This is a genomic window from Pseudopedobacter saltans DSM 12145, from assembly GCF_000190735.1.
In the GTDB taxonomy this organism is placed as follows: Bacteria; Bacteroidota; Bacteroidia; order Sphingobacteriales; family Sphingobacteriaceae; genus Pseudopedobacter; species Pseudopedobacter saltans.
This window is the reverse complement of sequence record NC_015177.1, coordinates 2624004-2649131: the sequence shown is the minus strand read 5'-3', so window position 1 is coordinate 2649131 and position 25128 is coordinate 2624004. Positions and strand designations below refer to the sequence as shown.

Annotated in this window: 23 protein-coding genes and 6 tRNA genes; 22 read left to right on the top strand and 7 right to left on the bottom strand. The window is 36.5% G+C overall.

Annotation, left to right across the window (positions count from 1 at the left end):
• Positions 1-56 precede the first annotated feature (56 nt).
• Positions 57-1808, bottom strand: a complete 1752-nt coding sequence (locus PEDSA_RS11395; RefSeq protein ID WP_013633312.1) for a lysophospholipid acyltransferase family protein — start codon at positions 1806-1808, stop codon at positions 57-59.
• A 112-nt stretch (positions 1809-1920) separates the two neighbouring features.
• Between PEDSA_RS11395 and PEDSA_RS11390 the strand changes: the two genes are divergently transcribed.
• From PEDSA_RS11390 to PEDSA_RS11290, 21 genes are all read left to right on the top strand, one after another.
• On the top strand, positions 1921-2799 hold the full coding sequence (locus tag PEDSA_RS11390) for a ComEA family DNA-binding protein (protein ID WP_013633311.1): 879 nt from the start codon (positions 1921-1923) through the stop codon (positions 2797-2799).
• Positions 2796-3329: an adenine phosphoribosyltransferase gene (locus PEDSA_RS11385; protein ID WP_013633310.1), complete on the top strand. Its 534-nt coding sequence runs from the start codon at positions 2796-2798 to the stop codon at positions 3327-3329. Before PEDSA_RS11390 ends, PEDSA_RS11385 begins: the two co-directional genes overlap by 4 nt.
• A 92-nt stretch (positions 3330-3421) precedes the next feature.
• Positions 3422-3610 (top strand): 30S ribosomal protein S21, encoded by a 189-nt coding sequence (gene rpsU, locus PEDSA_RS11380; RefSeq protein ID WP_013633309.1) that lies wholly within the window; start codon positions 3422-3424, stop codon positions 3608-3610.
• A 63-nt stretch (positions 3611-3673) separates the two neighbouring features.
• Positions 3674-4555 (top strand): tyrosine-type recombinase/integrase, encoded by an 882-nt coding sequence (locus tag PEDSA_RS11375; RefSeq protein ID WP_013633308.1) that lies wholly within the window; start codon positions 3674-3676, stop codon positions 4553-4555.
• Between the two features lie 13 nt (positions 4556-4568).
• Positions 4569-4907, top strand: a complete 339-nt coding sequence (gene hpf, locus PEDSA_RS11370) for a ribosome hibernation-promoting factor, HPF/YfiA family (protein WP_013633307.1) — start codon at positions 4569-4571, stop codon at positions 4905-4907.
• Between the two features lie 174 nt (positions 4908-5081).
• Positions 5082-5154 (top strand) — tRNA-Thr (locus tag PEDSA_RS11365).
• 44 nt (positions 5155-5198) lie between these two features.
• Positions 5199-5279: transfer RNA gene (locus PEDSA_RS11360), tRNA-Tyr, on the top strand.
• Positions 5280-5304: 25 nt separating this feature from the next.
• Positions 5305-5377: transfer RNA gene (locus tag PEDSA_RS11355), tRNA-Gly, on the top strand.
• Positions 5378-5442: 65 nt separating this feature from the next.
• Positions 5443-5514: transfer RNA gene (locus tag PEDSA_RS11350), tRNA-Thr, on the top strand.
• Between the two features lie 62 nt (positions 5515-5576).
• Positions 5577-6764, top strand: a complete 1188-nt coding sequence (tuf, locus tag PEDSA_RS11345) for an elongation factor Tu (protein WP_013633306.1) — start codon at positions 5577-5579, stop codon at positions 6762-6764.
• A 60-nt stretch (positions 6765-6824) separates the two neighbouring features.
• Positions 6825-6895: transfer RNA gene (locus PEDSA_RS11340), tRNA-Trp, on the top strand.
• A gap of 22 nt (positions 6896-6917) precedes the next feature.
• Positions 6918-7112 (top strand): preprotein translocase subunit SecE, encoded by a 195-nt coding sequence (gene secE / locus PEDSA_RS11335; protein ID WP_013633305.1) that lies wholly within the window; start codon positions 6918-6920, stop codon positions 7110-7112.
• 13 nt (positions 7113-7125) lie between these two features.
• Positions 7126-7668 (top strand): transcription termination/antitermination protein NusG, encoded by a 543-nt coding sequence (gene nusG, locus PEDSA_RS11330; RefSeq protein WP_013633304.1) that lies wholly within the window; start codon positions 7126-7128, stop codon positions 7666-7668.
• 127 nt (positions 7669-7795) lie between these two features.
• A complete protein-coding gene (gene rplK / locus PEDSA_RS11325; protein WP_013633303.1) occupies positions 7796-8239 on the top strand; it encodes a 50S ribosomal protein L11 in 444 nt (147 codons plus the stop codon).
• 21 nt (positions 8240-8260) lie between these two features.
• Positions 8261-8959: a 50S ribosomal protein L1 gene (rplA, locus tag PEDSA_RS11320; protein ID WP_013633302.1), complete on the top strand. Its 699-nt coding sequence runs from the start codon at positions 8261-8263 to the stop codon at positions 8957-8959.
• Positions 8960-8963: 4 nt separating this feature from the next.
• Positions 8964-9482, top strand: coding sequence for a 50S ribosomal protein L10 (gene rplJ / locus PEDSA_RS11315; RefSeq protein ID WP_013633301.1), 519 nt, complete (start codon positions 8964-8966; stop codon positions 9480-9482).
• A 56-nt stretch (positions 9483-9538) separates the two neighbouring features.
• Positions 9539-9916 (top strand): 50S ribosomal protein L7/L12, encoded by a 378-nt coding sequence (gene rplL, locus PEDSA_RS11310; protein ID WP_013633300.1) that lies wholly within the window; start codon positions 9539-9541, stop codon positions 9914-9916.
• Between the two features lie 138 nt (positions 9917-10054).
• Positions 10055-13855: a DNA-directed RNA polymerase subunit beta gene (gene rpoB, locus PEDSA_RS11305; protein ID WP_013633299.1), complete on the top strand. Its 3801-nt coding sequence runs from the start codon at positions 10055-10057 to the stop codon at positions 13853-13855.
• Positions 13856-13941: 86 nt separating this feature from the next.
• Positions 13942-18225, top strand: a complete 4284-nt coding sequence (rpoC, locus tag PEDSA_RS11300; RefSeq protein WP_013633298.1) for a DNA-directed RNA polymerase subunit beta' — start codon at positions 13942-13944, stop codon at positions 18223-18225.
• A gap of 143 nt (positions 18226-18368) precedes the next feature.
• Positions 18369-18441 (top strand) — tRNA-Thr (locus tag PEDSA_RS11295).
• Between the two features lie 100 nt (positions 18442-18541).
• The gene (locus tag PEDSA_RS11290) at positions 18542-18856 is read left to right on the top strand and encodes a DUF3467 domain-containing protein (RefSeq protein ID WP_013633297.1); all 315 of its coding nucleotides are present in this window, start codon (positions 18542-18544) and stop codon (positions 18854-18856) included.
• 53 nt (positions 18857-18909) lie between these two features.
• On the opposite strand, the gene miaA is transcribed toward PEDSA_RS11290, so the two are convergent.
• The 6 genes from miaA to PEDSA_RS11260 all read right to left on the bottom strand — a co-directional run bounded on the left by miaA (position 18910) and on the right by PEDSA_RS11260 (position 24592).
• Positions 18910-19815 (bottom strand): tRNA (adenosine(37)-N6)-dimethylallyltransferase MiaA, encoded by a 906-nt coding sequence (gene miaA / locus PEDSA_RS11285; protein ID WP_013633296.1) that lies wholly within the window; start codon positions 19813-19815, stop codon positions 18910-18912.
• A gap of 67 nt (positions 19816-19882) precedes the next feature.
• Positions 19883-20497, bottom strand: a complete 615-nt coding sequence (locus PEDSA_RS11280; protein WP_013633295.1) for an IS1096 element passenger TnpR family protein — start codon at positions 20495-20497, stop codon at positions 19883-19885.
• 30 nt (positions 20498-20527) lie between these two features.
• The gene (locus tag PEDSA_RS11275; RefSeq protein WP_013633294.1) at positions 20528-21940 is read right to left on the bottom strand and encodes a CCA tRNA nucleotidyltransferase; all 1413 of its coding nucleotides are present in this window, start codon (positions 21938-21940) and stop codon (positions 20528-20530) included.
• 57 nt (positions 21941-21997) lie between these two features.
• Complete coding sequence (locus PEDSA_RS11270; protein ID WP_013633293.1) at positions 21998-22564, bottom strand: L-threonylcarbamoyladenylate synthase; 567 nt, start codon at positions 22562-22564, stop codon at positions 21998-22000.
• Positions 22557-23684: a glycosyltransferase family 4 protein gene (locus PEDSA_RS11265; RefSeq protein WP_013633292.1), complete on the bottom strand. Its 1128-nt coding sequence runs from the start codon at positions 23682-23684 to the stop codon at positions 22557-22559. Before PEDSA_RS11265 ends, PEDSA_RS11270 begins: the two co-directional genes overlap by 8 nt.
• Before the next feature lie 89 nt (positions 23685-23773).
• A complete protein-coding gene (locus PEDSA_RS11260) occupies positions 23774-24592 on the bottom strand; it encodes a 2,3,4,5-tetrahydropyridine-2,6-dicarboxylate N-succinyltransferase (RefSeq protein ID WP_013633291.1) in 819 nt (272 codons plus the stop codon).
• A 44-nt stretch (positions 24593-24636) separates the two neighbouring features.
• Here PEDSA_RS11260 and PEDSA_RS11255 point away from each other — a divergent pair, with 44 nt between their 5' ends.
• Positions 24637-25059 carry an RNA-binding S4 domain-containing protein gene (locus PEDSA_RS11255; RefSeq protein WP_013633290.1) on the top strand — a complete coding sequence of 141 codons (423 nt, stop codon included), beginning with the start codon at positions 24637-24639 and terminating at the stop codon, positions 25057-25059.
• The last annotated feature ends 69 nt before the right edge of the window (positions 25060-25128 follow it).

Sequence of the window (25128 nt, the reverse complement as noted above, 5' to 3'; positions counted from 1 at the left end):
ATCTGTTCTACTAAATATAACATAAAAAAGGCGCTTAATTTTAAGCGCCTTTTCTGTTATAAGTTTTTTGAAAGTTTGTCAATCATGTCCTGAGGAACGTTATGAAGATCTAAAACCAGAAATCCATCTAAGCTATCAGAAAATTTAGGATCTATATTAAAGCATATAATTTTAGCATTTAAGCCTATATATTGACGAAGCAATACAGGGACTTTTACATGTTTGGTTTCAATTTCAGTAATGAGGCTATCTAAATTTTTAAGTGAACTGTGTCCCGCAGTTAATGTTTCTATGTCTATTTTAGAAAAATCTATTTTAAATTGTTTTCTTGGTTTTACCCATTCGGCCATTTCCTTATCGAAATGATTTTGGTAGATAAAGTTTACCATTAATGATTTGGAAAGTGTACTAAAGGAATTACTGATAGAAACAGGTCCGATAAGATATTGATATTGTGGATTATCAATTACATATTTTAATATCCCTTTCCACAATAAAAATAAAGGGAGTGGTTTTTGTTGATATTCTTTTCTGATCCAGGATCTTCCTAATTCTAAGCTTTTCTTCAAAACTGTTTGAAATGGAGCCTTTATTTTAAACAGCTCGGCAGTATAAAAACCATTTTTTCCATAGCTATAAAATATTTCATCACCTTTTCCAATTCTATAGGCTCCAACAATTGTATTTTCTTCTTTATCCCATATGAAGAGATGGTGATAATAGATATCGTACTTATCTAAATCTATAGATTTGTTGGTGCCTTCGCCAACTTCTCTAAAAGTTATTTCACGCAGTCGACCAATTTCTCTGATAATATTGGGAATACTGTTTGTAGGTGTTATATAAACCTCGTAGTTCTTTTCGATCCAAACTTTGAATTTTTCTAAGGTAGCAACTTCATTTCTTAGAACTTCTTTGTTGGTTTCTGGAACAATGTCCTGAGGTTTCTTGCTTATTTTAAAAAGATTACCGGAGCTGAATATTTTTCTTTCATTTTCTAAACTCGCTCCCAGAGCATATGTTTTTGCTCTGACATAGTTTAGGATATCATTTGCTGTTCCGGTTTTCGGAATATCTTCGAAATAAATAGGCTTGCCAATTCTTACTTTTATGGTATGCCCATTTTTATTAAAAAGTTCGGATGGAAGTTTAGCCGTTCTAAGAGTCGGATGGATTAGAGATAATATATTAAATAGAAGACCATTGTTCCCATGGAAGTATATCGGTACAACAGGCTTTCTGGATTTTGCGATAATTTTACCCACAACAGGATGCCATTGCTTGTCGGTTACTCGTTGTTGAGTGATTTTGAAAGTAGAAACTTCTCCAGCAGGAAATATTCCGAGTGGTGTGCCGTTTTCTAATAAAGATAATGTCGTTTTTATTCCACTTATTGAAGAGGAATGTTCTATGTTTTCGAATGGATTAACTGCAACAAAAAAGTCGCTAAGATTAGGGATTTTTTTTAGAAGGAAATTGGCCATTACTTTCGATTCTGGTCTAACAGAGCCCAGTATTTTAATTAGCATAAGTCCTTCAATTCCACCATAGGGATGATTAGCTACTGCAATGAAGGAACCAGATGCAGGTAGGTTTTTTAAGTCGGTTTCCGATATTTCTATTTTTACACCCAGAAGCCTAAGAATTTCGTCCACAAAATCTAATCCTTCATGGGACATTGCTTTTTCAAAGGTTCTATTGACATCGTTAATTTTCATAATTTCCATTAACAATGATGCCAATCCAGGCATACGCAGTTTGTCTAGTTTAGTGGCTTCTGCGAATTCTTCCGTAGTAATTATTTTCATAATATCTATTCAGGTCTCTACCAATACGCGAAGATGCGAAATGTATATTATGAAATTAAATAATTATATTTACTAATAGGCTTAAATCCTGCGACTTTTACATATAGTGCTTATGATCAGTAAAATAAAAGCTTATTTTAATATTTCCAGAAGCGAATGGAGGGGAATGATTGTAGTTTTCTTTTTATTGATGTTAACTTATATTTTTAATAAGGTATATGAAAAACAGGTATATTCTCCATTAAAATTTTCTGTTGAAGAGATCTTCCCTCTGTCTAAAGATGCTTTATCTCCAATAATTGAAAAATCCGGTACGCTTAGCTCTAAGACTAAGGTAGCTGAGTTATTTATTTTTAATCCTAATGGTCTTTCTCTTGAAGACTGGATGAAGCTAGGGTTGAGCTATAAACAAGCTTTATCTATAAAGAAGTATGAGGATAAAGGTGGGCGTTTTCTGAAAAAGGAGGATTTAAAGAAAATGTATGTTATTTCTGAAGAAGTATATAGAACTCTTGAGCCTTATATATCCATACCAAAAATTGATGTGAATAGAAATTTAAAACCGGAATTGGGAAAAGCTGGAATAGTAAGTTTGTCTATTGATATCAATTCTGTAGATTCAAGTACTATACAATTGATAAAGGGCATTGGACCTGCGTATGCTTCAAGAATAATCAGGTATAGAGATCGGCTGGGAGGCTTCATAAAAAAAGAACAATTGAGGGATGTTTATGGTGTAGATTCGTTGAAATTTGCAGAAATTAGTCCTCATATTAAAATCGATACTCAGCATGTTAGATTTATCGATATCAACGCTATTACCATTGAAGAGTTTAGGAGATTTCCTTATCTGACTTATCGGCAAAAAAGTGTGATTTTGGCGTATAGAAAACAACATGGCGCATACCAGAATTTTGAACAGATAAGAAAAGCCGCTTTACTTGATCTGGAAATAATGGATAAGATTACGCCATATATTAAGTTTAAATGATAGAACAAAAAATAAGAAGCGAGGTTAGGGATATTATAGATTTTCCTAAGGACGGAATTGTGTTTAAGGATATTACCCCTATTCTAAAAAATCCGGCTCTTTGCACAGAAATAGTTGAAGAATTTGTAACGCGAGTGGCGCATTTAAAGATAGACGCTATTGTAGGAATAGAAAGTAGAGGATTCCTTTTTGGAATGTTATTGGCAAATAGATTACAGAAGCCATTTATTCCCGTTAGGAAAGAAGGGAAGTTGCCGTATAAATCAATTAAAACGGTTTGCGATCTGGAGTACGGGACTGCTGTTTTGGAAATTCATCAAGATGCATTTCCGGCAGGAAGTAAGGTTCTTCTTCATGACGATCTTCTGGCTACAGGAGGGACAATTAGTGCAGCGGTGGATTTGATACAACAATTGGGAGGGAATGTGGTTGCATGTTCTTTTTTAATAAGTTTAAATTTTCTAGATGGTAAAAAATTAATAGAAGAAGATTTGCAGAAAGAGTGCATTGTACTACTTGAATATCAATAATAAATAAAGTTTGATAAACGCTTGTATTCTTAATAAAAAGAATTACCTTTGTACCTCTAAAAAAAACAAAAAAGAAGGGTGGTATTTAACATATGATTATTATCAACATTAAAGAAGGCGAATCTATTGATAGAGCACTTAAGCGTTTCAAGAAAAAATTTGAAAAAACAGGTGTTTTAAGAGAGTTACGTAACCGCCAGGCTTTTGAGAAAAGATCTGTAGCTCGCAGAACTCAACGTAAAAATGCGATTTACAAACAATCTTTGAATCAAGAAATTTAATATAATTTTTCTATATAGAAAACTATTTGTATATTCATTTTTGGGTATATAAATAGTTTTTTTATGTTTTTAGAGCGGTTTTTTAATTATATCTCCTTTGAAAAAAAGTATTCCGCTCATACCGTTCTGTCTTATCAGACGGATATCAATCAATACCAAGATTTTCTTAGCGTAATTGAAGCTGATATTTTATCTGCTACTCATCGTGATGTTCGCAACTGGGTTGTCTCTTTGATGGATGATCAGAAATCGTCTCGAACGGTGAATCGTAAGATATCGGCCTTAAAGACTTTGTATTCATTTCTTTTACGTGAGGAGCTTATAGAGGTGAATCCAATGCAGAAAGTTCTAGCTCCAAAGATAGCGAAGACTTTGCCCGTTTTTTTAGAAACAGAGAAGCTTAATGCTTTGCTGGATTATGAAGGAATTTTTGAAGAAGGTTTTGAAGGTAAGCGTGATAAGTTAATTCTAGAGTTTCTTTTTGGTACAGGTGTTCGTTTGAGTGAACTGTTGGGGTTGAGGGAAAAGGATGTTGATTTTGGAAATAAAACAGTTAAAGTTTTAGGAAAAGGGAATAAAGAGCGCATTATTCCTATGTCAGAGTCTTTGATTTGTTCGATTCGGGATTATCTATTAAAAAAGAAAAGTGGGGTAATATATAATAATTCTGATGCTTTAATCGTTACTAATAAAGGACTACAAGCTTATCCAGAATTTATCTACCGTACTGTGAAAAGATATTTATCTATTATATCATCAAAAGAAAAGAAGAGCCCGCATGTCTTGCGGCATACTTTTGCTACAGCTCTGCTAAATGCCGGTGCGGATATAAATGCTATTAAAGAGCTTTTAGGGCATGCCAGTTTAGCTGCAACTCAGGTTTATACACATAATTCTATCGAGCGAATCAAAACAATTTATAAACAGGCTCATCCAAAAGCCTAAAAAAGGAGGTCAAATGAAAATCGGAGTACAGTCAATCCGTTTTAATGCCAATGACAATTTATTGGCGTTTATTGAGAAAAAAACAAGCAAATTGGATTTGCTCTTTGATCAGATTATTAGTGGAGATGTTTATTTGAGAATTGACAAGGTGCAGACAGACGCTAATAAAATTGCGGAGATAAAGCTTATGATTCCAGGTTGTGTGCTGTTTGCTAAACAGCAGTGTAAGAGTTTTGAAGAGGCTACTGACTTGGCAGTAGAAAGTTTGAAGAGGCAAATTAGAAAGTATAAAGTTAGATTAAGAAGTAGAGATAGGGCTATTGATTTAAAAAAAATGAAAAAAGTCGAATAATTTATATTGTTATAAATCAGAGAGATTTGTGTTTTAAATCGATGCTTTTTAAAAAAGCATCGATTTTTTTTTGAAAAAAATTTGGAGCCAATACTAATTTTTGTACTTTTGCAGTCCCCAAGGCGTACGGCTGAAAGGGAAGAAAGAAAAGGTTCTTTAAAATATTAAAAAAAAGCCTCCTTAGCTCAGCTGGTAGAGCAACTGACTTGTAATCAGTAGGTCATTGGTTCGATTCCGATAGGAGGCTCTTGAATTCAATTTAGTATTTGAATTTGAAGAAATAAAGTAAAAGGGGAGATTCCAGAGCGGTCAAATGGGACGGACTGTAAATCCGTTGCTTCGGCTTCGAAGGTTCGAATCCTTCTCTCCCCACTTTCACTTTATTAAAAATAGAAAAGCGGAAGTAGCTCAGTTGGTAGAGCGATAGCCTTCCAAGCTATAGGTCGCGAGTTCGAACCTCGTCTTCCGCTCACTTAAAGTTAACACTTAAAATAGCCACCTTGAATGTTAATAGGATGGCTTTTAGTGTTTAAAAGCCGATGTAGCTCAGCGGTAGAGCACTTCCTTGGTAAGGAAGAGGTCATGGGTTCAAGTCCCATCATTGGCTCGCGAGGCTTTGAGTCTTAAGAGGAAAATAAATAAAATTAACCTACTAATAAGTAAATAAACATGGCAAAAGAAAAATTTGACCGTAGCAAACCGCACTTAAACATCGGTACAATCGGTCACGTTGACCACGGAAAAACAACTACTACTGCTGCTATAACTAAAGTTTTAGCTGATAAAGGTTTGTCAGAAGCTCGTTCATTTGATTCAATCGACTCTGCACCTGAAGAAAAAGAGCGTGGTATTACAATTAATACATCTCACGTTGAGTACTCAACTGCTAACCGTCACTATGCTCACGTTGACTGTCCAGGTCACGCGGATTACGTGAAAAACATGGTTACTGGTGCTGCTCAAATGGATGGAGCTATCTTGGTAGTTGCTGCTACAGATGGTCCAATGCCTCAAACTCGTGAGCATATCTTATTGGCTCGTCAGGTAGGTGTTCCTGCTCTTGTTGTGTTTATGAACAAAGTGGACATGGTTGACGATCCTGAGTTATTAGAGCTAGTGGAAATGGAAGTTCGTGAATTATTATCATTCTACGAATTCCCTGGAGATGATATTCCAGTAATCAAAGGTTCTGCTTTAGGTGGATTGAATGGTGAGCCGCAATGGGTTGAGAAAATTATGGAATTAATGGACGCAGTAGATAACTACATTCCAATTCCACCAAGATTAACTGATCTTCCTTTCTTAATGCCAGTTGAGGACGTATTCTCTATCACTGGTCGTGGTACTGTTGCTACAGGACGTATCGAGAGAGGTGTTATCAACTCAGGTGAACAAGTTGACATCTTAGGTATGGGTGCTGAGAACTTAAAATCTACAGTTACTGGTGTTGAGATGTTCCGTAAAATATTAGATTCAGGTGAAGCTGGTGATAACGTAGGTTTATTGTTACGTGGTATTGAGAAAACTGATATCCGTCGTGGTATGGTTATCTGTAAACCAGGTTCAGTAACTCCTCACACAGATTTCAAAGCTGAGGTTTACGTATTATCAAAAGCTGAAGGTGGTCGTCACACTCCATTCTTCAATAAATACCGTCCTCAATTCTATTTCAGAACTACAGACGTAACTGGAGAAATCAGCTTACCAGAAGGAGTAGAGATGGTTATGCCGGGTGATAACGTTACAATCACTGTTAAATTGATTAACGCTATTGCAATGGAGAAAGGTCTACGTTTCGCTATCCGTGAAGGTGGTAGAACAGTAGGTGCTGGTCAGGTAACTGAAATTTTAGCTTAATTTCAAATTAAGTTTTGAGAATATAAAAAAAAGAGCTACTTTTGTGGCTCTTTTTAATAAACGGGCATAGTTTAAAGGTAGAACGAAGGTCTCCAAAACCTTTGGTCTGGGTTCGAGTCCTGGTGCCCGTGCTAAAGAAAGCAAAGAATATAGATGGCTAATTTTGCAGAATATATCAAAGAATCTTTTACAGAGTTAAAAGAAAAGGTAACTTGGCCTACTTGGTCTGAGTTGCAAAATAGTGCAGTAATTACATTAGTTGCGGCTTTAATTATCGCGCTAATTGTATTTGCAATGGATGAATCTGCGGGTAATTTAATCAAATTAATCTACAAATCTTTTGCATAATCAATCTAGAGAAATGAACGATCAGTTAAAATGGTATGTGGTTAGGGCTGTAAGCGGCAAAGAGAAGAAGGTAAAGCAGTATATTGATGCTGAGATAAGTCGTCTAGAATTGAATCATTTAGTTCCTCAGGTATTAATCCCTATGGAGAAGTACTATCAAATGAGGGATGGTAAAAAAATAGCTAAAGAAAGAAACTATTATCCTGGTTATGTTTTGGTTGAAGCAGCTTTAAATGCTGAACTAGAATTGATTATCAAGAATTTGAATAGTGTTATTGGTTTCTTAGGAGATAAAGATGGGAATGCCGTTCCACTTAGACCAGCTGAGGTTAACAGAATTTTAGGTAAAGTGGATGAAATGACTGAGCAGGGAGAGATGATGAATATACCTTATTACGTTGGAGAAAACGTAAAAGTTATGGATGGTCCTTTCAATGGGTTTTCGGGAGTTATCGAAGAAGTTAATGAAGAGAAAAAGAAACTCAAGGTTATGGTAAAGATTTTTGGAAGAAAGACACCTCTTGAGTTAAACTACATGCAAGTAGAAAAGGAATAAACAAATCATGTCAGAGCTTCAGCAAACGAACTCTGATTTTGTGTGTTTACGAGAATCACAATTGGATATGAGCTCAACAAAAGAATGCTTCCACATTAATTAACGTTGAGAAATAAATAAATAGAAAATGGCAAAAGAAGTCAGTGCGTTAATCAAATTACAGATTAAAGGAGGTGCGGCAAACCCATCTCCACCAGTAGGACCTGCATTAGGTGCTAAGGGTGTTAACATCATGGAGTTCTGTAAACAATTCAACGCTCGTACTCAGGATAAACCTGGTAAGGTTCTTCCGGTTGTTATTACTGTTTATGCTGATAAATCTTTTGACTTTATCATCAAGACTCCACCGGTGGCTATTCAGTTAATGGAAGTTACTAAAATTAAAAGTGGATCTGCGGAGCCTAACCGTAAAAAGGTTGCAAGCGTTACTTGGGAACAAGTAGAAGAGATTGCAAAAGATAAAATGCCAGATTTAAATGCGTTTACAGTAGAAGCGGCTATGAGAATGGTTGCAGGTACTGCTCGCAGTATGGGTATTAACGTTACAGGAAATGCTCCTTGGAACAATTAATTAAAAATTAAGTTTAAGATAGTGGCTAGATTAACAAAAAATCAAAAAACGGCTCTTTCCAAACTTGACGCTGGTAAAGCTTATTCCCTTAAGGATGCAGCAGCCTTGGTAAAAGATATCACTACGACTAAATTTGATGCATCGGTAGATATTGATGTTCGTTTAGGAGTAGATCCACGTAAGGCCAATCAAATGGTTCGTGGTATTGCAACTTTACCTCATGGTACCGGTAAAACAGTACGTGTGTTAGCCTTAGTTACTCCTGATAAAGAAGAAGAAGCTAAAGCTGCTGGTGCTGATTACGTTGGGTTAGATGAGTATATTGCTAAGATTGAGGGTGGTTGGACAGACGTCGACATCATTATTACTACACCTAGCTGTATGGCTAAAGTTGGTAAATTGGGTCGTGTATTAGGTCCAAGAAACTTGATGCCAAATCCTAAATCAGGGACAGTAACTCCTAATGTTGGACAAGCTGTTACGGATGTAAAAGGTGGAAAAATCGACTTTAAAGTTGATAAAACAGGTATCATTCACTGCTCAGTTGGTAAAGTCTCTTTCCCTGCTGAAAAGATTTATGAGAATGCTTTGGAGGTTCTTCAAACAATTTCAAAATTGAAGCCTTCAGCTGCAAAAGGAACATATTTCAAGAGTATTCACATCTCTTCAACTATGTCTCCTGGAATCGAAGTTGAAACTAAATCAGTAGCGGGAATATAATATTATGAGAAAAGAAGAAAAACACGAAGTTGTTTCTGCTTTAGCTGAACAAATGAAAGAGTATGGTAATTTTTATATTACTGATACTTCTGAATTAACAGTTGAAAAAATCAATAATATTCGCCGTAAATGTTTTGAGAACAACATAGGTATGCAAGTTGTAAAAAACACTTTAATCAAGAAAGCTTTAGAGCAAATTGATGGAGATGTAGCACCTTTGTTCGATGCGCTTAAAGGAGCGTCATCAATCATGTTCTCTATTACTGGAAGTGCACCTGCGAAGCTTATCCAAGCATTGAGAAAACAGGGAGATAAACCAGTTTTAAAAGCAGCATATATTGATTCAACAGCATTCATTGGAGATAATCAGTTAGCTACTTTAGCTAGTCTTAAATCTAGAGAAGAGCTTATTGGGGATATCATTGGATTGCTTCAGTCTCCAGCTAAGAATGTTATTTCTGGCTTACAGTCTGGTGGAAACAAATTGGCAGGAATTGTCAAAACATTACAAGAAAGAGGTTAATTCGAATACCTATAAATTCGGAATAAATTAAATAGTAATTTTTAAATTAAAATATAATGGCAGATTTAAAAGCGTTTGCTGAACAACTAGTAAACTTAACAGTTAAAGAAGTTAATGAATTAGCTCAAATCTTAAAAGATGAGTATGGTATCGAGCCTGCTGCTGCTGCAGTTGCAGTTGCTGCTCCTGCTGCTGGTGGCGAAGCTGCTGCTGCAGAAGAGAAAACTTCTTTTGATGTAATCTTAAAAGAAGCTGGTGGTCAGAAATTAGCAGTAGTTAAATTAGTTAAAGACTTAACTGGTTTAGGTTTAAAAGAAGCTAAAGACCTAGTTGACGGTGCACCTAAAGAATTAAAAGCTGGTGTTGCTAAAGACGAAGCAGAAGCTCTTAAAAAACAATTAGAAGAAGCAGGAGCTGTTGTTGAGATTAAGTAATCTCCAATACCTCAAGAATATAGCCTTAGACTCCACCCTTTTGGGTATGGAGTCTTAGGCTTTTGGTGTATACACCTTTCATTACCGTTATAGCAACGATAATCGAATTTTCAGTTTTTAAACTAAAATTTTAGACCCTTGGCAAACAAAAACAATCAAAGGATCAATTTTGCGCAAAGCAAACACGTAATTGATTATCCTGATTTTCTGGATGTGCAAATCCAATCGTTCAAGGAATTCTTTCAGTTAGAAACTACATCAGATAATCGTCACACAGAAGGATTATTTCAAGTATTCGCTGAAAACTTCCCAATCTCAGATTCAAGAAACATTTTCGTTTTAGAATTTTTAGATTATTTTATTGATCCACCTAGATACGACATTCAAGAATGTATCGAGCGTGGACTAACTTACAGTGTTCCTTTAAAAGCTAAGTTACGTTTATCATGTAACGATGAGGAGCATGAAGATTTCGAGACAATCGTTCAGGATGTTTATTTAGGTACAATTCCTTATATGACTCCTAAAGGAACGTTTGTAATTAATGGAGCTGAGCGTGTTATTGTATCTCAATTACATCGTTCTCCAGGTGTGTTCTTCGGTGTAAGCAGACATACAAACGGAACGAAGCTTTATTCGGCTCGTGTTATTCCTTTCAAGGGATCCTGGATTGAATTTGCTACAGACGTTAATAACGTGATGTATGCATATATCGATCGTAAGAAAAAGTTTCCGGTTACTACGTTACTAAGAGCAATTGGCTATGACGCTGATAAAGATATCTTAGAAATTTTTGATTTGGCTGATGAAGTTAAAGTTAGCAAGTCGGGTCTTAAAAAATATGTAGGACGTAAGTTAGCTGCCAGGGTTCTTAAAAAATGGGTAGAGGATTTCGTGGATGAGGATACAGGTGAAGTAGTTTCTATTGATAGAAATGAAATTATCCTTGAAAGAGAGACAATCTTAGAAGATGATCATATTGATATGATTGTTGATGCTGGTGTTAAAACTTTGATTTTATCAAAAGAAGATAGCAACAGCGGAGACTATACTATCATTTATAATACTTTGCAGAAAGATACGTCTAACTCTGCAAAAGAAGCGGTTGAGCATATCTACCGTCAATTGCGTAACGCAGAACCACCTGATGAGGAAACAGCGAGAGGTATTATCGATAGATTATTCTTCTCTGACAAACGTTATGATTTAGGTGATGTTGGTCGTTACAGAATTAATAGGAAATTACAGTTAGATACTCCAGAGGAGACAAAAGTTCTAACTAAAGAGGATATTATTGCGATTGTTAAATATCTGATCAAATTAATCAACTCTAAAGAAGAGGTGGATGATATCGATCACTTATCTAACCGTCGTGTACGTACTGTGGGTGAACAGTTGTATGCTCAATTCGGAGTAGGTCTGTCTCGTATGGCAAGAACTATTCGCGAGCGTATGAACATTCGCGATAACGAAGTATTTACACCTACGGACTTGATTAACGCCCGTACTTTATCTTCAGTAATCAATTCTTTCTTTGGAACTAATCAGTTATCTCAATTTATGGATCAAACGAATCCATTAGCGGAGATTACACACAAACGCCGTTTATCTGCGTTAGGTCCTGGTGGTTTATCAAGAGAGAGAGCTGGTTTCGAGGTTCGTGACGTTCACTATACGCACTACGGTCGTTTATGTACCATTGAAACGCCAGAGGGTCCAAACATCGGTTTGATTTCTTCTCTTTGTGTACATGCTAAGATTAATAACTTAGGTTTCATAGAAACTCCGTATCGTAAAGTAGTAGAAGGTAAAGTTTCGGTTAATGAGCCGGTAATTTACTTAAGTGCTGAGGATGAAGATGCGAAAACTATCGCTCAGGCTAATGCTCAGTACGATGATAAGGGTAACTTCATTGATGAAAAAGTAAAAGCAAGATATGAGGGTGACTTCCCGGTAATCGAACCTGAAAAGTTAGATTATATGGACGTTTCTCCAAATCAGATTACTTCTATTGCAGCATCGTTGATTCCTTTCCTTGAGCATGATGATGCGAACAGGGCTTTGATGGGATCTAACATGCAGCGTCAGGCTGTTCCTTTATTAAGACCTGAAGCTCCAATTGTAGGTACTGGATTAGAAGGACGTGTTGCCTCTGACTCCCGTACTTTGATTAATGCGGAAGGTAATGGTATAGTAGAGTATGTTGATGCAAATCAAATCACTATTAAATACGACAGAAACGAAGACGATGAATTGGTTTCTTTTGATGGTGAGTCTAAAACATATAACTTAATTAAGTTTAAGAAAACGAATCAGAGTACCTGTATCAACTTGAAACCTATCGTGAGAAAAGGTGAAAGAGTTGTTAAAGGTCAGGTTCTTTGTGAGGGTTATGCTACAGAAAACGGAGAATTAGCTTTAGGTAGAAACTTAAAAGTTGCTTTCATGCCTTGGCAGGGATACAACTTTGAGGATGCGATCGTAATCTCTGAACGTGTAGTGTCTCAGGATATCTTCACTTCGGTACATATCGAAGAATTTGAATTGGAAGTACGTGATACCAAACGTGGTGAAGAGGAATTAACACCAGATATTCCTAACGTTTCTGAAGAGGCTACTAAAGATCTTGATGAGAACGGAATTATCAGAGTTGGTGCAGAGGTTAAAGAAGGTGATATCTTAATAGGTAAAATTACTCCTAAGGGAGAATCAGATCCTTCGCCAGAGGAGAAACTATTAAGAGCAATCTTTGGAGATAAAGCAGGTGACGTAAAAGACGCTTCTTTAAAAACTCCACCTTCAATTAACGGCGTAGTTATTGACACTAAATTGTTCTCGAGAGCTAAGAAAACTTCTAAAGCAGAGGAAAAATCTCAATTAGACAAGTTAGAAGCAAAACATGAAAAAGCTGTAAGAGAGTTACGCGAGACTTTAGTTGATAAATTATTCAACATTGTTAATGGAAAAACTTCTCAGGGCGTTTATAATGTGTATAAGGAATTATTAATAGCTAAAGGTGTTAAATTTACTCAAAAGCTATTGATGGAGCTTGATTACAACCACATCAATCCAACCAAATGGACTACTGATGAGGATAAGAACGAGCTGATTAAAGCCTTACTTCATAACTATGGAATCAAGGTTAATGAAGAGCTGGGTGCTTATAGAAGAGATAAGTTTGCTATCAGCGTAGGAGATGAGCTTCCATCAGGTATCGTACAAATGGCTAAAGTTTATGTAGCTAAGAAACGTAAACTAAAAGTTGGGGATAAAATGGCGGGACGTCACGGTAATAAAGGTATCGTAGCGCGTATCGTTCGTGATGAGGACATGCCTTTCTTAGCAGACGGAACACCGGTTGATATCGTATTGAATCCACTAGGGGTACCTTCTCGTATGAACCTTGGACAGATTTACGAAACTATCTTAGGTTGGGCTGGTAAAGAATTAGGATTGAAATTTGCGACTCCAATTTTCGATGGTGCTTCACAAGAAGAGGTAGAAGATTATATCAAGAAAGCAGGTATTCCAGAATCAGGAAGAACATATCTACATGATGGTTTAACCGGAGAGCGTTTTGATCAGCCTACTACTGTTGGTATCATTTACATGTTGAAATTAGGACACATGGTTGATGATAAGATGCATGCTCGTTCTATCGGTCCTTATTCATTGATTACTCAACAACCTCTTGGTGGTAAAGCACAATTCGGTGGTCAACGTTTTGGTGAGATGGAGGTTTGGGCATTAGAAGCATTCGGTGCTGCTAATATACTTCAGGAAATCTTAACCGTTAAGTCTGATGACGTTGTAGGTAGAGCTAAAACATACGAGGCTATTGTAAAAGGTGAAAACCTTCCAACTCCTGGAGTTCCAGAATCATTCAATGTATTGGTTCACGAATTGAGAGGATTGGGATTAGATATAACATTAGACTAATAAGTTCAAGGTTTAAAGTTGAAAGTTAAAAGCTTAACACTTTACTTTCAACTTTGAACTTATAACTTTCAACTTAAGGAAAGAATATGTCTTACAAAAAGGATAATAAAATAAAAAGTAATTTCACCTCGATTACTATCAGTTTGTCTTCTCCAGAAGCAATTCTGGAAAGATCAAGTGGTGAGGTACTGAAACCAGAAACAATTAACTACAGAACTTATAAACCAGAGAGAGATGGTTTGTTCTGTGAGCGTATTTTTGGTCCGGTAAAAGATTACGAATGTCACTGTGGTAAATACAAAAGAATCCGTTATAAGGGTATCGTTTGTGACCGTTGCGGTGTAGAGGTAACTGAAAAGAAAGTACGCCGTGAGCGTATGGGACACATTAACCTTGTGGTTCCTGTTGCACACATCTGGTATTTCAGATCATTACCTAATAAAATCGGATACCTTTTAGGTCTTCCTACAAAAAAATTAGATTTGATTATCTACTACGAGCGTTATGTAGTTATTCAATCTGGTATTATGGAAGAGCAAGGAATTCAGTATATGGATTTCTTAACTGAAGAAGAGTATCTGGATGTTTTGGATAAATTACCTAAAGAAAACCAATATTTAGATGACAAAGATCCTCAGAAATTTGTTGCTAAAATGGGAGCTGAGGCTTTAGAGGATTTATTGAGACGTTTAGACTTGGATCAATTGTCTTATGACTTACGTCACCAGGCAGCAAACGAAACTTCTCAACAACGTAAGAACGAAGCATTAAAACGTTTACAGGTTGTAGAAGCTTTCCGTGGTTCTAGATCAAGAATTGAGAATAATCCTGAGTGGATGATCGTTAAGATTGTTCCGGTTATTCCACCGGAGTTGCGTCCGTTGGTGCCTTTAGAGGGTGGACGTTTTGCAACTTCAGATTTGAATGATCTTTACCGTCGTGTTATCATCCGTAACAATCGTTTGAAAAGACTGATGGAGATTAAGGCTCCGGAAGTTATCTTACGTAACGAGAAGCGTATGTTGCAAGAAGCGGTTGACTCTTTATTCGATAACTCGAGAAAAGTGAATGCCGTTAAGACTGAAGGTAACAGAGCATTAAAATCTTTATCAGATATTTTAAAAGGTAAGCAAGGTCGTTTCCGTCAGAACTTATTAGGTAAACGTGTTGACTATTCTGGTCGTTCGGTTATCGTGGTAGGTCCTACATTGAAACTTCACGAGTGTGGTTTACCTAAAGATATGGCAGCTGAATTGTTTAAGCCATTCATCATTCGTAAAATGATTGAAAGAGGTGTGGTTAAAACAGTAAAATCTGCAAAGAAAATTGTTGATAGAAAAGATCCGCTAGTATGGGATATTTTGGAGAATGTGTTAAAAGGACATCCGGTTCTTCTGAACAGGGCTCCTACACTTCACCGTTTGGGTATCCAGGCTTTTCAGCCAAAATTGGTTGAGGGTAAGGCTATTCAATTACATCCATTAGTATGTACTGCATTCAACGCCGACTTTGACGGTGACCAGATGGCTGTTCACGTTCCACTTGGTAACGCAGCTGTTTTGGAAGCCCAAATTTTGATGTTGGCGGCACATAATATCTTGAATCCTGCCAATGGTACTCCGGTAACCGTACCTTCTCAAGACATGGTTCTTGGTCTTTATTATATGACTAAAGGCCGTAGAACTGATGAGTCTCGAGTAGTGAAAGGTGAGGGTTCTACCTTCTACTCTGCAGAAGAGGTAATTATTGCATTTAATGAAAAACAGATTGATCTTCATGCTTTTATTAAAGTAAAAGCTAACGTTAAGGAGAAAGATGGTTCTTTCGTTAGTAAAATGATAGAAACTACAGTAGGCCGTGTGTTATTTAACGAAGTAGTTCCGGATGAGGTAGGTTATATCAACGATTTATTGACGAAGAAATCTTTAAGAGATATCATTGGTTTTGTTGTTAAAGAAACTGGTATGGCAAGAGCTGCACAGTTCCTTGATGATATCAAAACAATGGGATTCCAGTCAGCATTCAAAGGAGGTTTATCTTTCAATCTGAAAGACGTAAACATTCCTGTAGAGAAGCATACATTATTGGAACAAGCTCGCGAAGAAGTTGATGAGGTAATGACTAACTATAACATGGGTTTCATCACTAACAACGAGCGTTATAATCAGATTATCGATATCTGGACTCGTATCAACAACAGATTGACGAACCACGTAATGACTCAATTGTCTAACGATAACCAAGGATTTAACTCAGTTTATATGATGTTGGATTCCGGAGCCCGTGGTTCTAAAGAGCAGATTCGTCAGTTAGCTGGTATGAGGGGATTAATGGCGAAACCTCAGAAATCAGGTTCTGGTGGTGAGATTATTGAGAACCCTATCTTATCTAACTTTAAAGAAGGTTTATCAGTATTAGAGTACTTCATTTCTACTCACGGTGCTCGTAAAGGTCTTGCGGATACGGCATTAAAAACGGCGGATGCGGGTTACTTAACTCGTCGTTTACATGATGTTGCCCAAGATATGGTTGTTAATAACGAGGATTGTGGTACATTGAGAGGTATCTTCACTACTGCTTTAAAAGATAACGAGGATATTGTAGAGCCGTTGTACGAAAGAATTTTGGGACGTACGTCTTTACATGATGTTTACCACCCTGTAACTAATGAGTTATTGGTGGCCGCTAATCAAGATATTACAGAAGAGATTGCTAAAGAAATTGAGGAGTCTCCGCTAGAAGGTATCGAAATTCGTTCGGTATTAACTTGTGAGTCTTCTAAAGGCGTTTGTGCATCTTGTTATGGACGTAACTTAGCGTCTGGTAAACGTGTTCAGTTAGGTGAGGCAGTAGGAGTTATTGCAGCACAATCTATCGGTGAGCCTGGTACCCAGTTAACACTTCGTACATTCCACGTCGGTGGTACCGCATCTAACATTGCAGCTGAATCTCAAATTACGGCTAAATTTGATGGTATCATTGAATTTGAAAATATCAGATCGGTTGAATACCAAACTGAAGAAGAAAAAGTTGATGTAGTATTAGGTCGTTCTGGTGAGTTCAAAATCATAGATCCAAATACGAACAGGGTGATCATGACAAACAATATTCCTTATGGTTCTTACTTATTCGTAAAAGAAGGAGCTAAGGTATCTAAAGGAGATAAAATTTGTTCATGGGATCCATATAACGCGGTAATTATTTCTGAATTCTCTGGTAAAGTTGTTTATGAGTCTATTATAGAAGGTGTAACTTTCCGTGAAGAGTCTGACGAACAAACTGGACACAGAGAAAAAGTAATTATCGATACAAGGGATAAAACTAAGAACCCTGTTGTTAAAATAGTTGACAAAAAAGGTGGTTCTGTTAGAGAATACAACATCCCGGTAGGTGCACACGTTATCGTGGAAGAGGGAGATGAAGTAGTTATGGGTGAAATCTTAGCTAAGATTCCTCGTACCACTGGAAAAACCCGAGATATTACGGGTGGTTTACCTCGTGTAACTGAGTTGTTCGAGGCTAGAAATCCTTCGAATCCAGCTGTAGTAACCGAGATTGATGGTGTTGTGACCTTAGGTGGTGTTAAACGTGGTAACCGAGAGGTAACTATCGAATCAAGAGATGGACAAGTTAAGAAGTATTTAGTACCTCTTGCAAAACACATCCTTGTTCAGGATAATGACTTCATCAAAGCGGGTATGCCTTTATCTGACGGTGCTATTTCTCCAAGTGATATTTTGGCTATCAAAGGTCCTGCAGCAGTACAAGAGTATCTAGTAAATGGTATTCAAGAGGTTTACCGTCTGCAAGGTGTGAAAATCAATGATAAGCATTTCGAGACTATCGTTCATCAAATGATGCAGAAAGTAATGATTGATGATGCTGGTGATACTAAATTCTTAGAAAAAGAAGCTGTTGACAGATTTGATTTCTCTATCGAGAATGACAATATCTTCGATAAGATGGTAGTTGAAGATCCGGGAGATTCTAACGTGTTGAAACCGGGACAGATTATTTCTGTAAGAAGATTACGTGATGAGAACTCTCAGTTGAAACGTAGAGATTTGAAATTGGTGTCTGCAAGAGAGGCTCGTCCTGCAACTGCAAGTCCAATGCTTCAAGGTATTACAAGAGCGTCTTTGGGAACTAAATCGTTTATTTCTGCAGCTTCCTTCCAGGAAACTACGAAAGTGTTGAATGAGGCGGCTATCGCCGGTAAACGTGACGATTTATTAGGATTGAAAGAAAACGTAATTGTTGGACACTTAATTCCTTCAGGTACTGGTTTAAGAGACTACGAAAGAATTATTGTAGGTTCTCAAGAGGAGTACGATAAATTAATGGCTTCTAAAGAAGAAGTTGACGCTTAGTCAATCTTTTGAAATATAGAAACTTATAACCCGCTTAATAATAAGCGGGTTTTTTTATGATATAAATCTTTAAAAAATAACTTGACAAGCATTGGAATATTCCCTAATATTGCACCACCAAAAACAAAGGTTTACTTTGAAAAGCCTCCTTAGCTCAGCTGGTAGAGCAACTGACTTGTAATCAGTAGGTCATTGGTTCGATTCCGATAGGGGGCTCTTTTCCTTTTTTAATAATACTCCTTCAAGCTTTATAATTTTCTAAAAACATTTATATTCGTGCTTTAGTTATAATTTATAGAATCTTATTACTGTTGTCATGGAAGAGAAAAACGAAAATCAAATTAATATAGAGTTATCAGAGGAAATTGCGGAAGGTATTTATTCTAATCTTGCAATCATAACGCATTCCAGTTCTGAATTTGTTATTGACTTTATCAGAATGATGCCAGGAGTTCCGAAAGCTAAGGTGAAAAGCAGAATTGTACTCACGCCAGAACATGCTAAACGATTATTAGGAGCTCTAGAAGATAACGTCAATAAGTTTGAGATGGTAAATGGGGTGATTAAGGAGAGAAGTGGCCATGAGCCTGAACTGCCTTTTAATTTTGGAGGCCCAACTGCACAGGCATAACAATGGAAAATTATCAATTGAAGTATTAAAAACTGAAGGACTAGTCTAAAAGATCAGGAAGATATTGTTTTATCTATATATAAAATAATGTCTTCTTTTTGTTTTGGGTCAAACCATTTTATTCCTTCAACCTTTTTAAACCAGGTTATCTGCCTTTTAGCATATCGTCTGGAGTTTTGTTTGATTAGCTCAATAGCTCTTTCTAAATTAATATTTCCATTAAGGTAATCGAATATTTCTGTATAACCTACGGTATTAAGACTATTTAATTTTTGATAGGAGCTTAGTGATTTCACCTCTTCTAATAAACCTTGTTCAAGCATTATATCAACGCGTTTGTTGATTCTTCCATATAGTTTTTCCCTTTCCATATTTAAGCCTATAATAACTGTTTTGAAAGGTCTTTCGCGTTTTACCCCTGTTCTGAAAGAAGAAAAAACCTGACTCGAAGAATGATATACCTCAAGTGCTCTGATTATCCTCTGAGGATTATTTAAATCCACTGTATGATAGTAGACAGGGTCGATCTCTTTTAGTTCTTCCTGTAGCTTTAAAATGCCCTCTTCTTCTAATCGTTGGTTTAATGTATTTCTGACTTCGATATCTATCTCAGGAAGTTCATCAAAGCCGTTAATAACAGCATTGACATACAGCCCGGAGCCACCTACCATAACGGCATAATCATTTGTGGCAAAAATGTTTTGTAATATCTCCAATGCTTGTTTTTCGTAATGTCCGACACTAAAATCTTCTGTAACAGAATGTGAATCGATAAAGTAGTGTTTTACTGTAGATAATTCTTCTTTTGAAGGCTTGGCTGTTCCAATTGTTGTCTCTTTGAAAAATTGCCTGCTGTCTGCCGAAAGAACTTCCGTTTGATAGTGTTTGGCTATTTCTATTCCTAAAGCTGTTTTACCGACGGCGGTTGGCCCTGCTATAACGATTAAAGTTTTTGGCATATAATATCTGTAAGATTATTAGGTAGTGATTAAATGAAAAAATCCGGAATGTTCCGGATTTCTTTATTTAGTCTTCGTAATCATTCGAGTCGTAGTTTTCGTTGTCTGAGAACTCATCAGAAAATTCATCGTTATCCTCTTCTTCTTCATCCTCGTCGTCTTCTCTGGCATTTAGAGAATTCAATTCATCCTCATCTGCAATCAGGATGTCATCATCTTCAATATAGTCGTCATCTTCGTCACCTGTAATTTCATCAGGATTACCTAAAATATTAGAGAAAATTTTAGGTGCTTCCCCCATAGATTTTACGACTAAAGGATACTCTTTCGCATCGTTCTCAAGAATTTTAATTAGCTGTACATGAAAATCGAAAGGTTTATCGAAGTTGTAAACATAATAGAACTTTTGGTGCGGATCATCTATAAACGCACTTAGTTTGGAATTTTCCATTAGTACAACGCCGCGATCAACCTTTCTTTGGTTGGGTAAATACGCTATCTCTTCATTTTTAATCCATTGGTCATTACTCGCATAGAAAGAAGAAGACTTCTCCGGGTCGTAACCAATAGATTTATGAATTGCATCATGAAGATCTTTAAAAGTTTGATTCGATTTGATGTCTATCTCTCTAATTACATCATCATAATCTTCGAAACTTACTTTGAATCTATAAATTGCCATGTCGCAAAAATAAATTTTATTTAAAATATTTTAGTTTATTTCTTGTTCAAATTTGAGACCAATCTCTCTTCCAATAGCCTTCATTAAATCAAAAGCTTCTGCCCGGTCGTTTTTTATATCGCCTTCCAGTATAGCTTCTCTAATTTTGTTTTTAATGATGCCAACTTCTGGTCCGGCTTTTATATTAAATGCTTTGATGATATCATCTCCGCTTATTGGAGGCTGCCAGTTTCTGATTTTATCCTTTTCTTCAACATCTTTAAGCTTCTGTTTTACCAACTCAAAGTTATTTCGGTATTTTTTAACCTTATACTCGTTTTTTGTAGTGATATCGGCTTGGCAAAGCAGCATAAGATCATCAATGTCATCTCCAGCTTCGAAAAGCAATCTTCTTACTGCCGAGTCTGTTATAATTTCCTTGGCAAGTACAATTGGGCGTAAATGTAGCAGCACCAATTTCTGTACATATTTCATCTTCTCGTTAAGTGGGAGTTTAAGCTCCGCAAATATTTTGGGAACCATTCTGGCCCCTTTGTCTTCATGACCATGAAACGTCCAGCCATGTTTTTTTTCGAAACGTTTGGTTGCAGGTTTTGCTATATCATGCAAAATTGCTGCCCATCTTAACCATAAGTCGTCAGTATTTTGAGATAAATTATCAAGAACCTGCAGTGTGTGGTAAAAATTATCTTTATGGCCTTTTCCATCTATATAGTCTATCCCATAAAGCTTTGCCATTTGCGGGAAGATTATATGTAATAACTTGGTGTCAAAAAGATACTTGAAACCTATAGAAGGCTTTTTCGAAAGGATAATCTTATTAAGTTCGTCAGTTATCCTCTCTTTCGACACAATTTTAATTCGCTCTTTATTAAAAACGATAGCATCAATTGCACTTTGGTGAATTTGGAAGTTTAATTGGGTTGCAAAGCGTATAGCTCGCATCATACGTAAAGGATCGTCGGAGAAAGTTTCATTTGCATCCAAAGGCGTTATAATGAGATTTTCTTTAAGATCCTTTACTCCATTAAAGGGATCTATTAGTTGGCCATAATTGTTTTTGGAAAGCGATATAGCCATGGCATTAATAGTAAAATCCCTCCTTTTTTGATCATCTTCCAGGGTACCGTTTTCGACAATTGGTTTTCTGGAATTTGTTCTGTAAGATTCTTTTCTAGCGCCTACAAATTCCACTTCCAAATCCTGATAACGAAGCATGGCCGTACCAAAATTTTTAAATACTGACACATTGGTGTGCAGTTTTTTACCGACTTCCAATGCAAACTCGGGGCCATTACCAATTACAAGGATGTCAACATCTTTAGATGGTCTTTTTAAAAATATATCGCGTACAAAGCCGCCAATAACATATGTTTCTATACCCAGTTTATTACTTAATTCAGAAATAATGTTAAAAATGGGGTGTTTAAGGTATTCTTTCATTTTAAATTCCTTTTGCCCTTTGCAAAAGGGATGGTGTCACGGTGCAAAAATCGTAAATTATTTTCTGATAAAAGCAAATTTCCCGTCTGGTTCTAATTTAATAATTGTAGAAGGCTTTTTCTCTATGCTGTCTTCCTGTTCCAGATTAACAATATAATCTACTCCATCTTTTATCTCCTGATCTATATAAGAAAAATTTTTAGGGGAGGGGTTACCGCTTACATTTGCCGAAGTTGAAACTATAGGTTTTCGGAAACGTTGAATTAATTCTTTACAGAATTGGTGCGACGTTACTCTTATGCCCACACTACCGTCTTCGTTGATTACATTCGGTGCCAGATTCTTGGCATTCGAAAAAATAATAGTCATGGGGTTTTCCGCATATTCAATCAAATCGTAAGCAACATCGGGGATATCATTAGCATAGCTTACTAATTTATTGTCGGTGTCCAGTAAGATAATAAGACTTTTGCTCTCTGTTCTTTGTTTTAAAGCATACACTTTTGCAACTGCTTCCGGATTGGTTGCATCGCAACCGATTCCCCAAATTGTATCGGTAGGATATAGAATTAAGCCTCCGTTCTTTAGAACTTCCAGTGCTTTATTTATTTCGTCTTTAAGCATTTTCTAATGTCTTTTTATATACATTCATCAAATTTCGAGCAATATTTTCTTCACTGAATTTGCTAGCGTATTGAAGGCCCTTTTCAATCATTTTTTGTCTTAGCTCGTCCGATTGTAAAACCATGTTTATATATTTGGCCAGTTCATTATGGTTATCAGGATAGGTGTAGAGACTGTCGGGGCCACCAGCTTCTTCCAGACAAGATCCTGTGGCACCAATAGCAGGAACCCCAGCAGAAATGGCCTCGAGCAGAGGAATGCCGAAACCTTCGAATCTCGAGGGATACACAAAAATATTTGCCAATTGATAAATCAAAGGTAAATCCTGAAAAGGAACTTTTTCTAAAAAATGTACCCTGTTTTCAAGATTATAGGTTTGAATATACGTTGTTAATTCAGTTTTATAAGCTGTTGGCTTACCAACTAACACTAATTTGATATCTTCAGGTATCTGGTTTAACGCCTGTAATATCAATAGTTGATTTTTTCTCTGCTCAATGGTACCTACGCACAATAAAAAGCTATCGGGTAAACTGTATTTGTGTTTTATTATCTGCAGATCTTCCCTGACAGTTGGGATTGAAAACACAGGATCGCAACCCTGGTAAACGATATCGATCTTATGAGGGTCGATTTTAAAGAAATGTATAATATCTCTTTTAGTTTGCTCGCTGATTGCAATTATTCTATTGGCATTTATACAGGCCTTTCGGAATTTATATTTGTAGATATTCCTGTCAATGAGCTTAAAATATTGAGGGTATCTGATGAAAATTAAATCGTGAATGGTGACAACGGCCGGAACTTTGGACTTTCTTATATTTAGAGGAAGCTCGTTGCTTAAGCCATGAAACAGATCAATTTTGTCTTCTTTAAGATTTTTGTTAATCTGTAACACCCTCCAAATTGCTTTTAGGGCTTTTACAGGTGCAGTTACAATTGAAATATTCGGAGCTTTTAAGTTTAGGCTTGTATTTAGTGAGCCTTTATTGTCGGGGGTATAAAGAAAATATCGATTGTCGGGATAGTTTTCTGATAATGCTTTCACTACAGCCCTGCTATAATTTCCCAGCCCGGTGAAATTTCTGAAAACTCTTTTAGCTTCAAATCCGATATTCATCTCTTTATTTTCAATATTTTGCAAATATATATAATTAAAGAAGCGAACTATAAACATAGTTCGCTTCAAAAAAGTAGGTGTCTTATATTTTAGATTGCCACATTGTGGTCTCTTAAAGCATCATTTAATGACGTTTTTTTATCAGTAGACTCTTTTCTTTGGCCAATAATCAATGCACATGGAACCTGGTATTCTCCTGCAGGGAATTTTTTGGTATAGCTTCCCGGAATTACTACAGAGCGTTCAGGAACATACATTTTATGTTCTACAGGCTCAGGACCGCTTACATCGATGATTTTTGTTGATGCTGTTAAAACAACGTTTGCGCCTAATACGGCTTCTTTTCCAACTCTAACACCTTCCACAACGATTGCTCTTGATCCGATAAAACAATCATCTTCTATAATTACAGGTGCAGCTTGTACCGGCTCTAAAACACCACCAATGCCAACTCCGCCGCTCAGGTGTACTCTTTTACCTATTTGTGCACAAGAACCAACCGTAGCCCAGGTATCAACCATTGTACCTTCGTCTACATACGCACCAATATTTACATAAGATGGCATCAAAATTACACCGCTTGCTAAATAAGCACCGTATCTCGCAAGACCATGAGGTACTACTCTAACACCTCTTTCTTTGTAGTCGGTTTTCAATTTCATTTTGTCATGAAATACGAAAGGTCCAACTTCTATTTTTTCCATTTCGCGAATTGGAAAGTAAAGAATAACAGCTTTCTTCACCCAGTCGTTTACGGCCCAGTCGCCTAAAATAGGTTCGGCTGTTCTCAACTCTCCACGGTCTAAAAGTTGTATTACGGATTCGATTGCGTTACGGTATTCTTTAAAGTTTATTAAGTTTCTGTCTTCCCAGGCTTCTTCTATGGCTTTTTTTAATGTGGAAATCATATCGAAAATTTTTGCTGCAAATTAAAATTTTTTTGACAAATTATATGAACTTTGAGGTAATTATGGAAGAGAAATTAAGGATAGATAAGTATTTGTGGTGTATAAGGGTTTTTAAAACCCGAACTTTAGCTACAGAAGCTTGTAAAGCCGGGAGGGTAAAAAAAGGAGGTACCAATATAAAACCAAGTTACGAGGTTAAGATAGGGGACGAGTTCCAGGTATCTAAAGGAATAGAAAAGAAAGTAGTTAAAGTAACGGGGCTTTTATATAATCGCGTAGATGCAAAAAAGGCCATTTTATACTATGAAGATATAACACCAGAAGAAGATACTTATAAATTTAAGTCTGTATTCCACGCTCCTGCACTGGTTAGAGATCGAGGTACAGGAAGACCTACTAAAAAGGACAGGCGAGAAATTGATAATTTAAAACAGTCAGATTCTTTTTGGGGAGATGATGACGAATAATCAGATTTGTTTCAAGTAACAGAGCCTTGTTATATACCAGGCTCTGTTTTTTTATCTTTTCTTATAAAA

What these genes read in the sequence shown, in the direction of transcription:
- PEDSA_RS11395 (WP_013633312.1), bottom strand. Translation starts at nt 1,808, where the DNA reads ATGAAAATAATTACTACGGAAGAATTCGCAGAAGCCACTAAACTAGAC.
- PEDSA_RS11390 (WP_013633311.1), top strand. Translation starts at nt 1,921, where the DNA reads ATGATCAGTAAAATAAAAGCTTATTTTAATATTTCCAGAAGCGAATGG.
- PEDSA_RS11385 (WP_013633310.1), top strand. Translation starts at nt 2,796, where the DNA reads ATGATAGAACAAAAAATAAGAAGCGAGGTTAGGGATATTATAGATTTT.
- rpsU (WP_013633309.1), top strand. Translation starts at nt 3,422, where the DNA reads ATGATTATTATCAACATTAAAGAAGGCGAATCTATTGATAGAGCACTT.
- PEDSA_RS11375 (WP_013633308.1), top strand. Translation starts at nt 3,674, where the DNA reads ATGTTTTTAGAGCGGTTTTTTAATTATATCTCCTTTGAAAAAAAGTAT.
- hpf (WP_013633307.1), top strand. Translation starts at nt 4,569, where the DNA reads ATGAAAATCGGAGTACAGTCAATCCGTTTTAATGCCAATGACAATTTA.
- tuf (WP_013633306.1), top strand. Translation starts at nt 5,577, where the DNA reads ATGGCAAAAGAAAAATTTGACCGTAGCAAACCGCACTTAAACATCGGT.
- secE (WP_013633305.1), top strand. Translation starts at nt 6,918, where the DNA reads ATGGCTAATTTTGCAGAATATATCAAAGAATCTTTTACAGAGTTAAAA.
- nusG (WP_013633304.1), top strand. Translation starts at nt 7,126, where the DNA reads ATGAACGATCAGTTAAAATGGTATGTGGTTAGGGCTGTAAGCGGCAAA.
- rplK (WP_013633303.1), top strand. Translation starts at nt 7,796, where the DNA reads ATGGCAAAAGAAGTCAGTGCGTTAATCAAATTACAGATTAAAGGAGGT.
- rplJ (WP_013633301.1), top strand. Translation starts at nt 8,964, where the DNA reads ATGAGAAAAGAAGAAAAACACGAAGTTGTTTCTGCTTTAGCTGAACAA.
- rplL (WP_013633300.1), top strand. Translation starts at nt 9,539, where the DNA reads ATGGCAGATTTAAAAGCGTTTGCTGAACAACTAGTAAACTTAACAGTT.
- rpoC (WP_013633298.1), top strand. Translation starts at nt 13,942, where the DNA reads ATGTCTTACAAAAAGGATAATAAAATAAAAAGTAATTTCACCTCGATT.
- PEDSA_RS11290 (WP_013633297.1), top strand. Translation starts at nt 18,542, where the DNA reads ATGGAAGAGAAAAACGAAAATCAAATTAATATAGAGTTATCAGAGGAA.
- miaA (WP_013633296.1), bottom strand. Translation starts at nt 19,815, where the DNA reads ATGCCAAAAACTTTAATCGTTATAGCAGGGCCAACCGCCGTCGGTAAA.
- PEDSA_RS11280 (WP_013633295.1), bottom strand. Translation starts at nt 20,497, where the DNA reads ATGGCAATTTATAGATTCAAAGTAAGTTTCGAAGATTATGATGATGTA.
- PEDSA_RS11275 (WP_013633294.1), bottom strand. Translation starts at nt 21,940, where the DNA reads ATGAAAGAATACCTTAAACACCCCATTTTTAACATTATTTCTGAATTA.
- PEDSA_RS11270 (WP_013633293.1), bottom strand. Translation starts at nt 22,564, where the DNA reads ATGCTTAAAGACGAAATAAATAAAGCACTGGAAGTTCTAAAGAACGGA.
- PEDSA_RS11265 (WP_013633292.1), bottom strand. Translation starts at nt 23,684, where the DNA reads ATGAATATCGGATTTGAAGCTAAAAGAGTTTTCAGAAATTTCACCGGG.
- PEDSA_RS11260 (WP_013633291.1), bottom strand. Translation starts at nt 24,592, where the DNA reads ATGATTTCCACATTAAAAAAAGCCATAGAAGAAGCCTGGGAAGACAGA.
- PEDSA_RS11255 (WP_013633290.1), top strand. Translation starts at nt 24,637, where the DNA reads ATGAACTTTGAGGTAATTATGGAAGAGAAATTAAGGATAGATAAGTAT.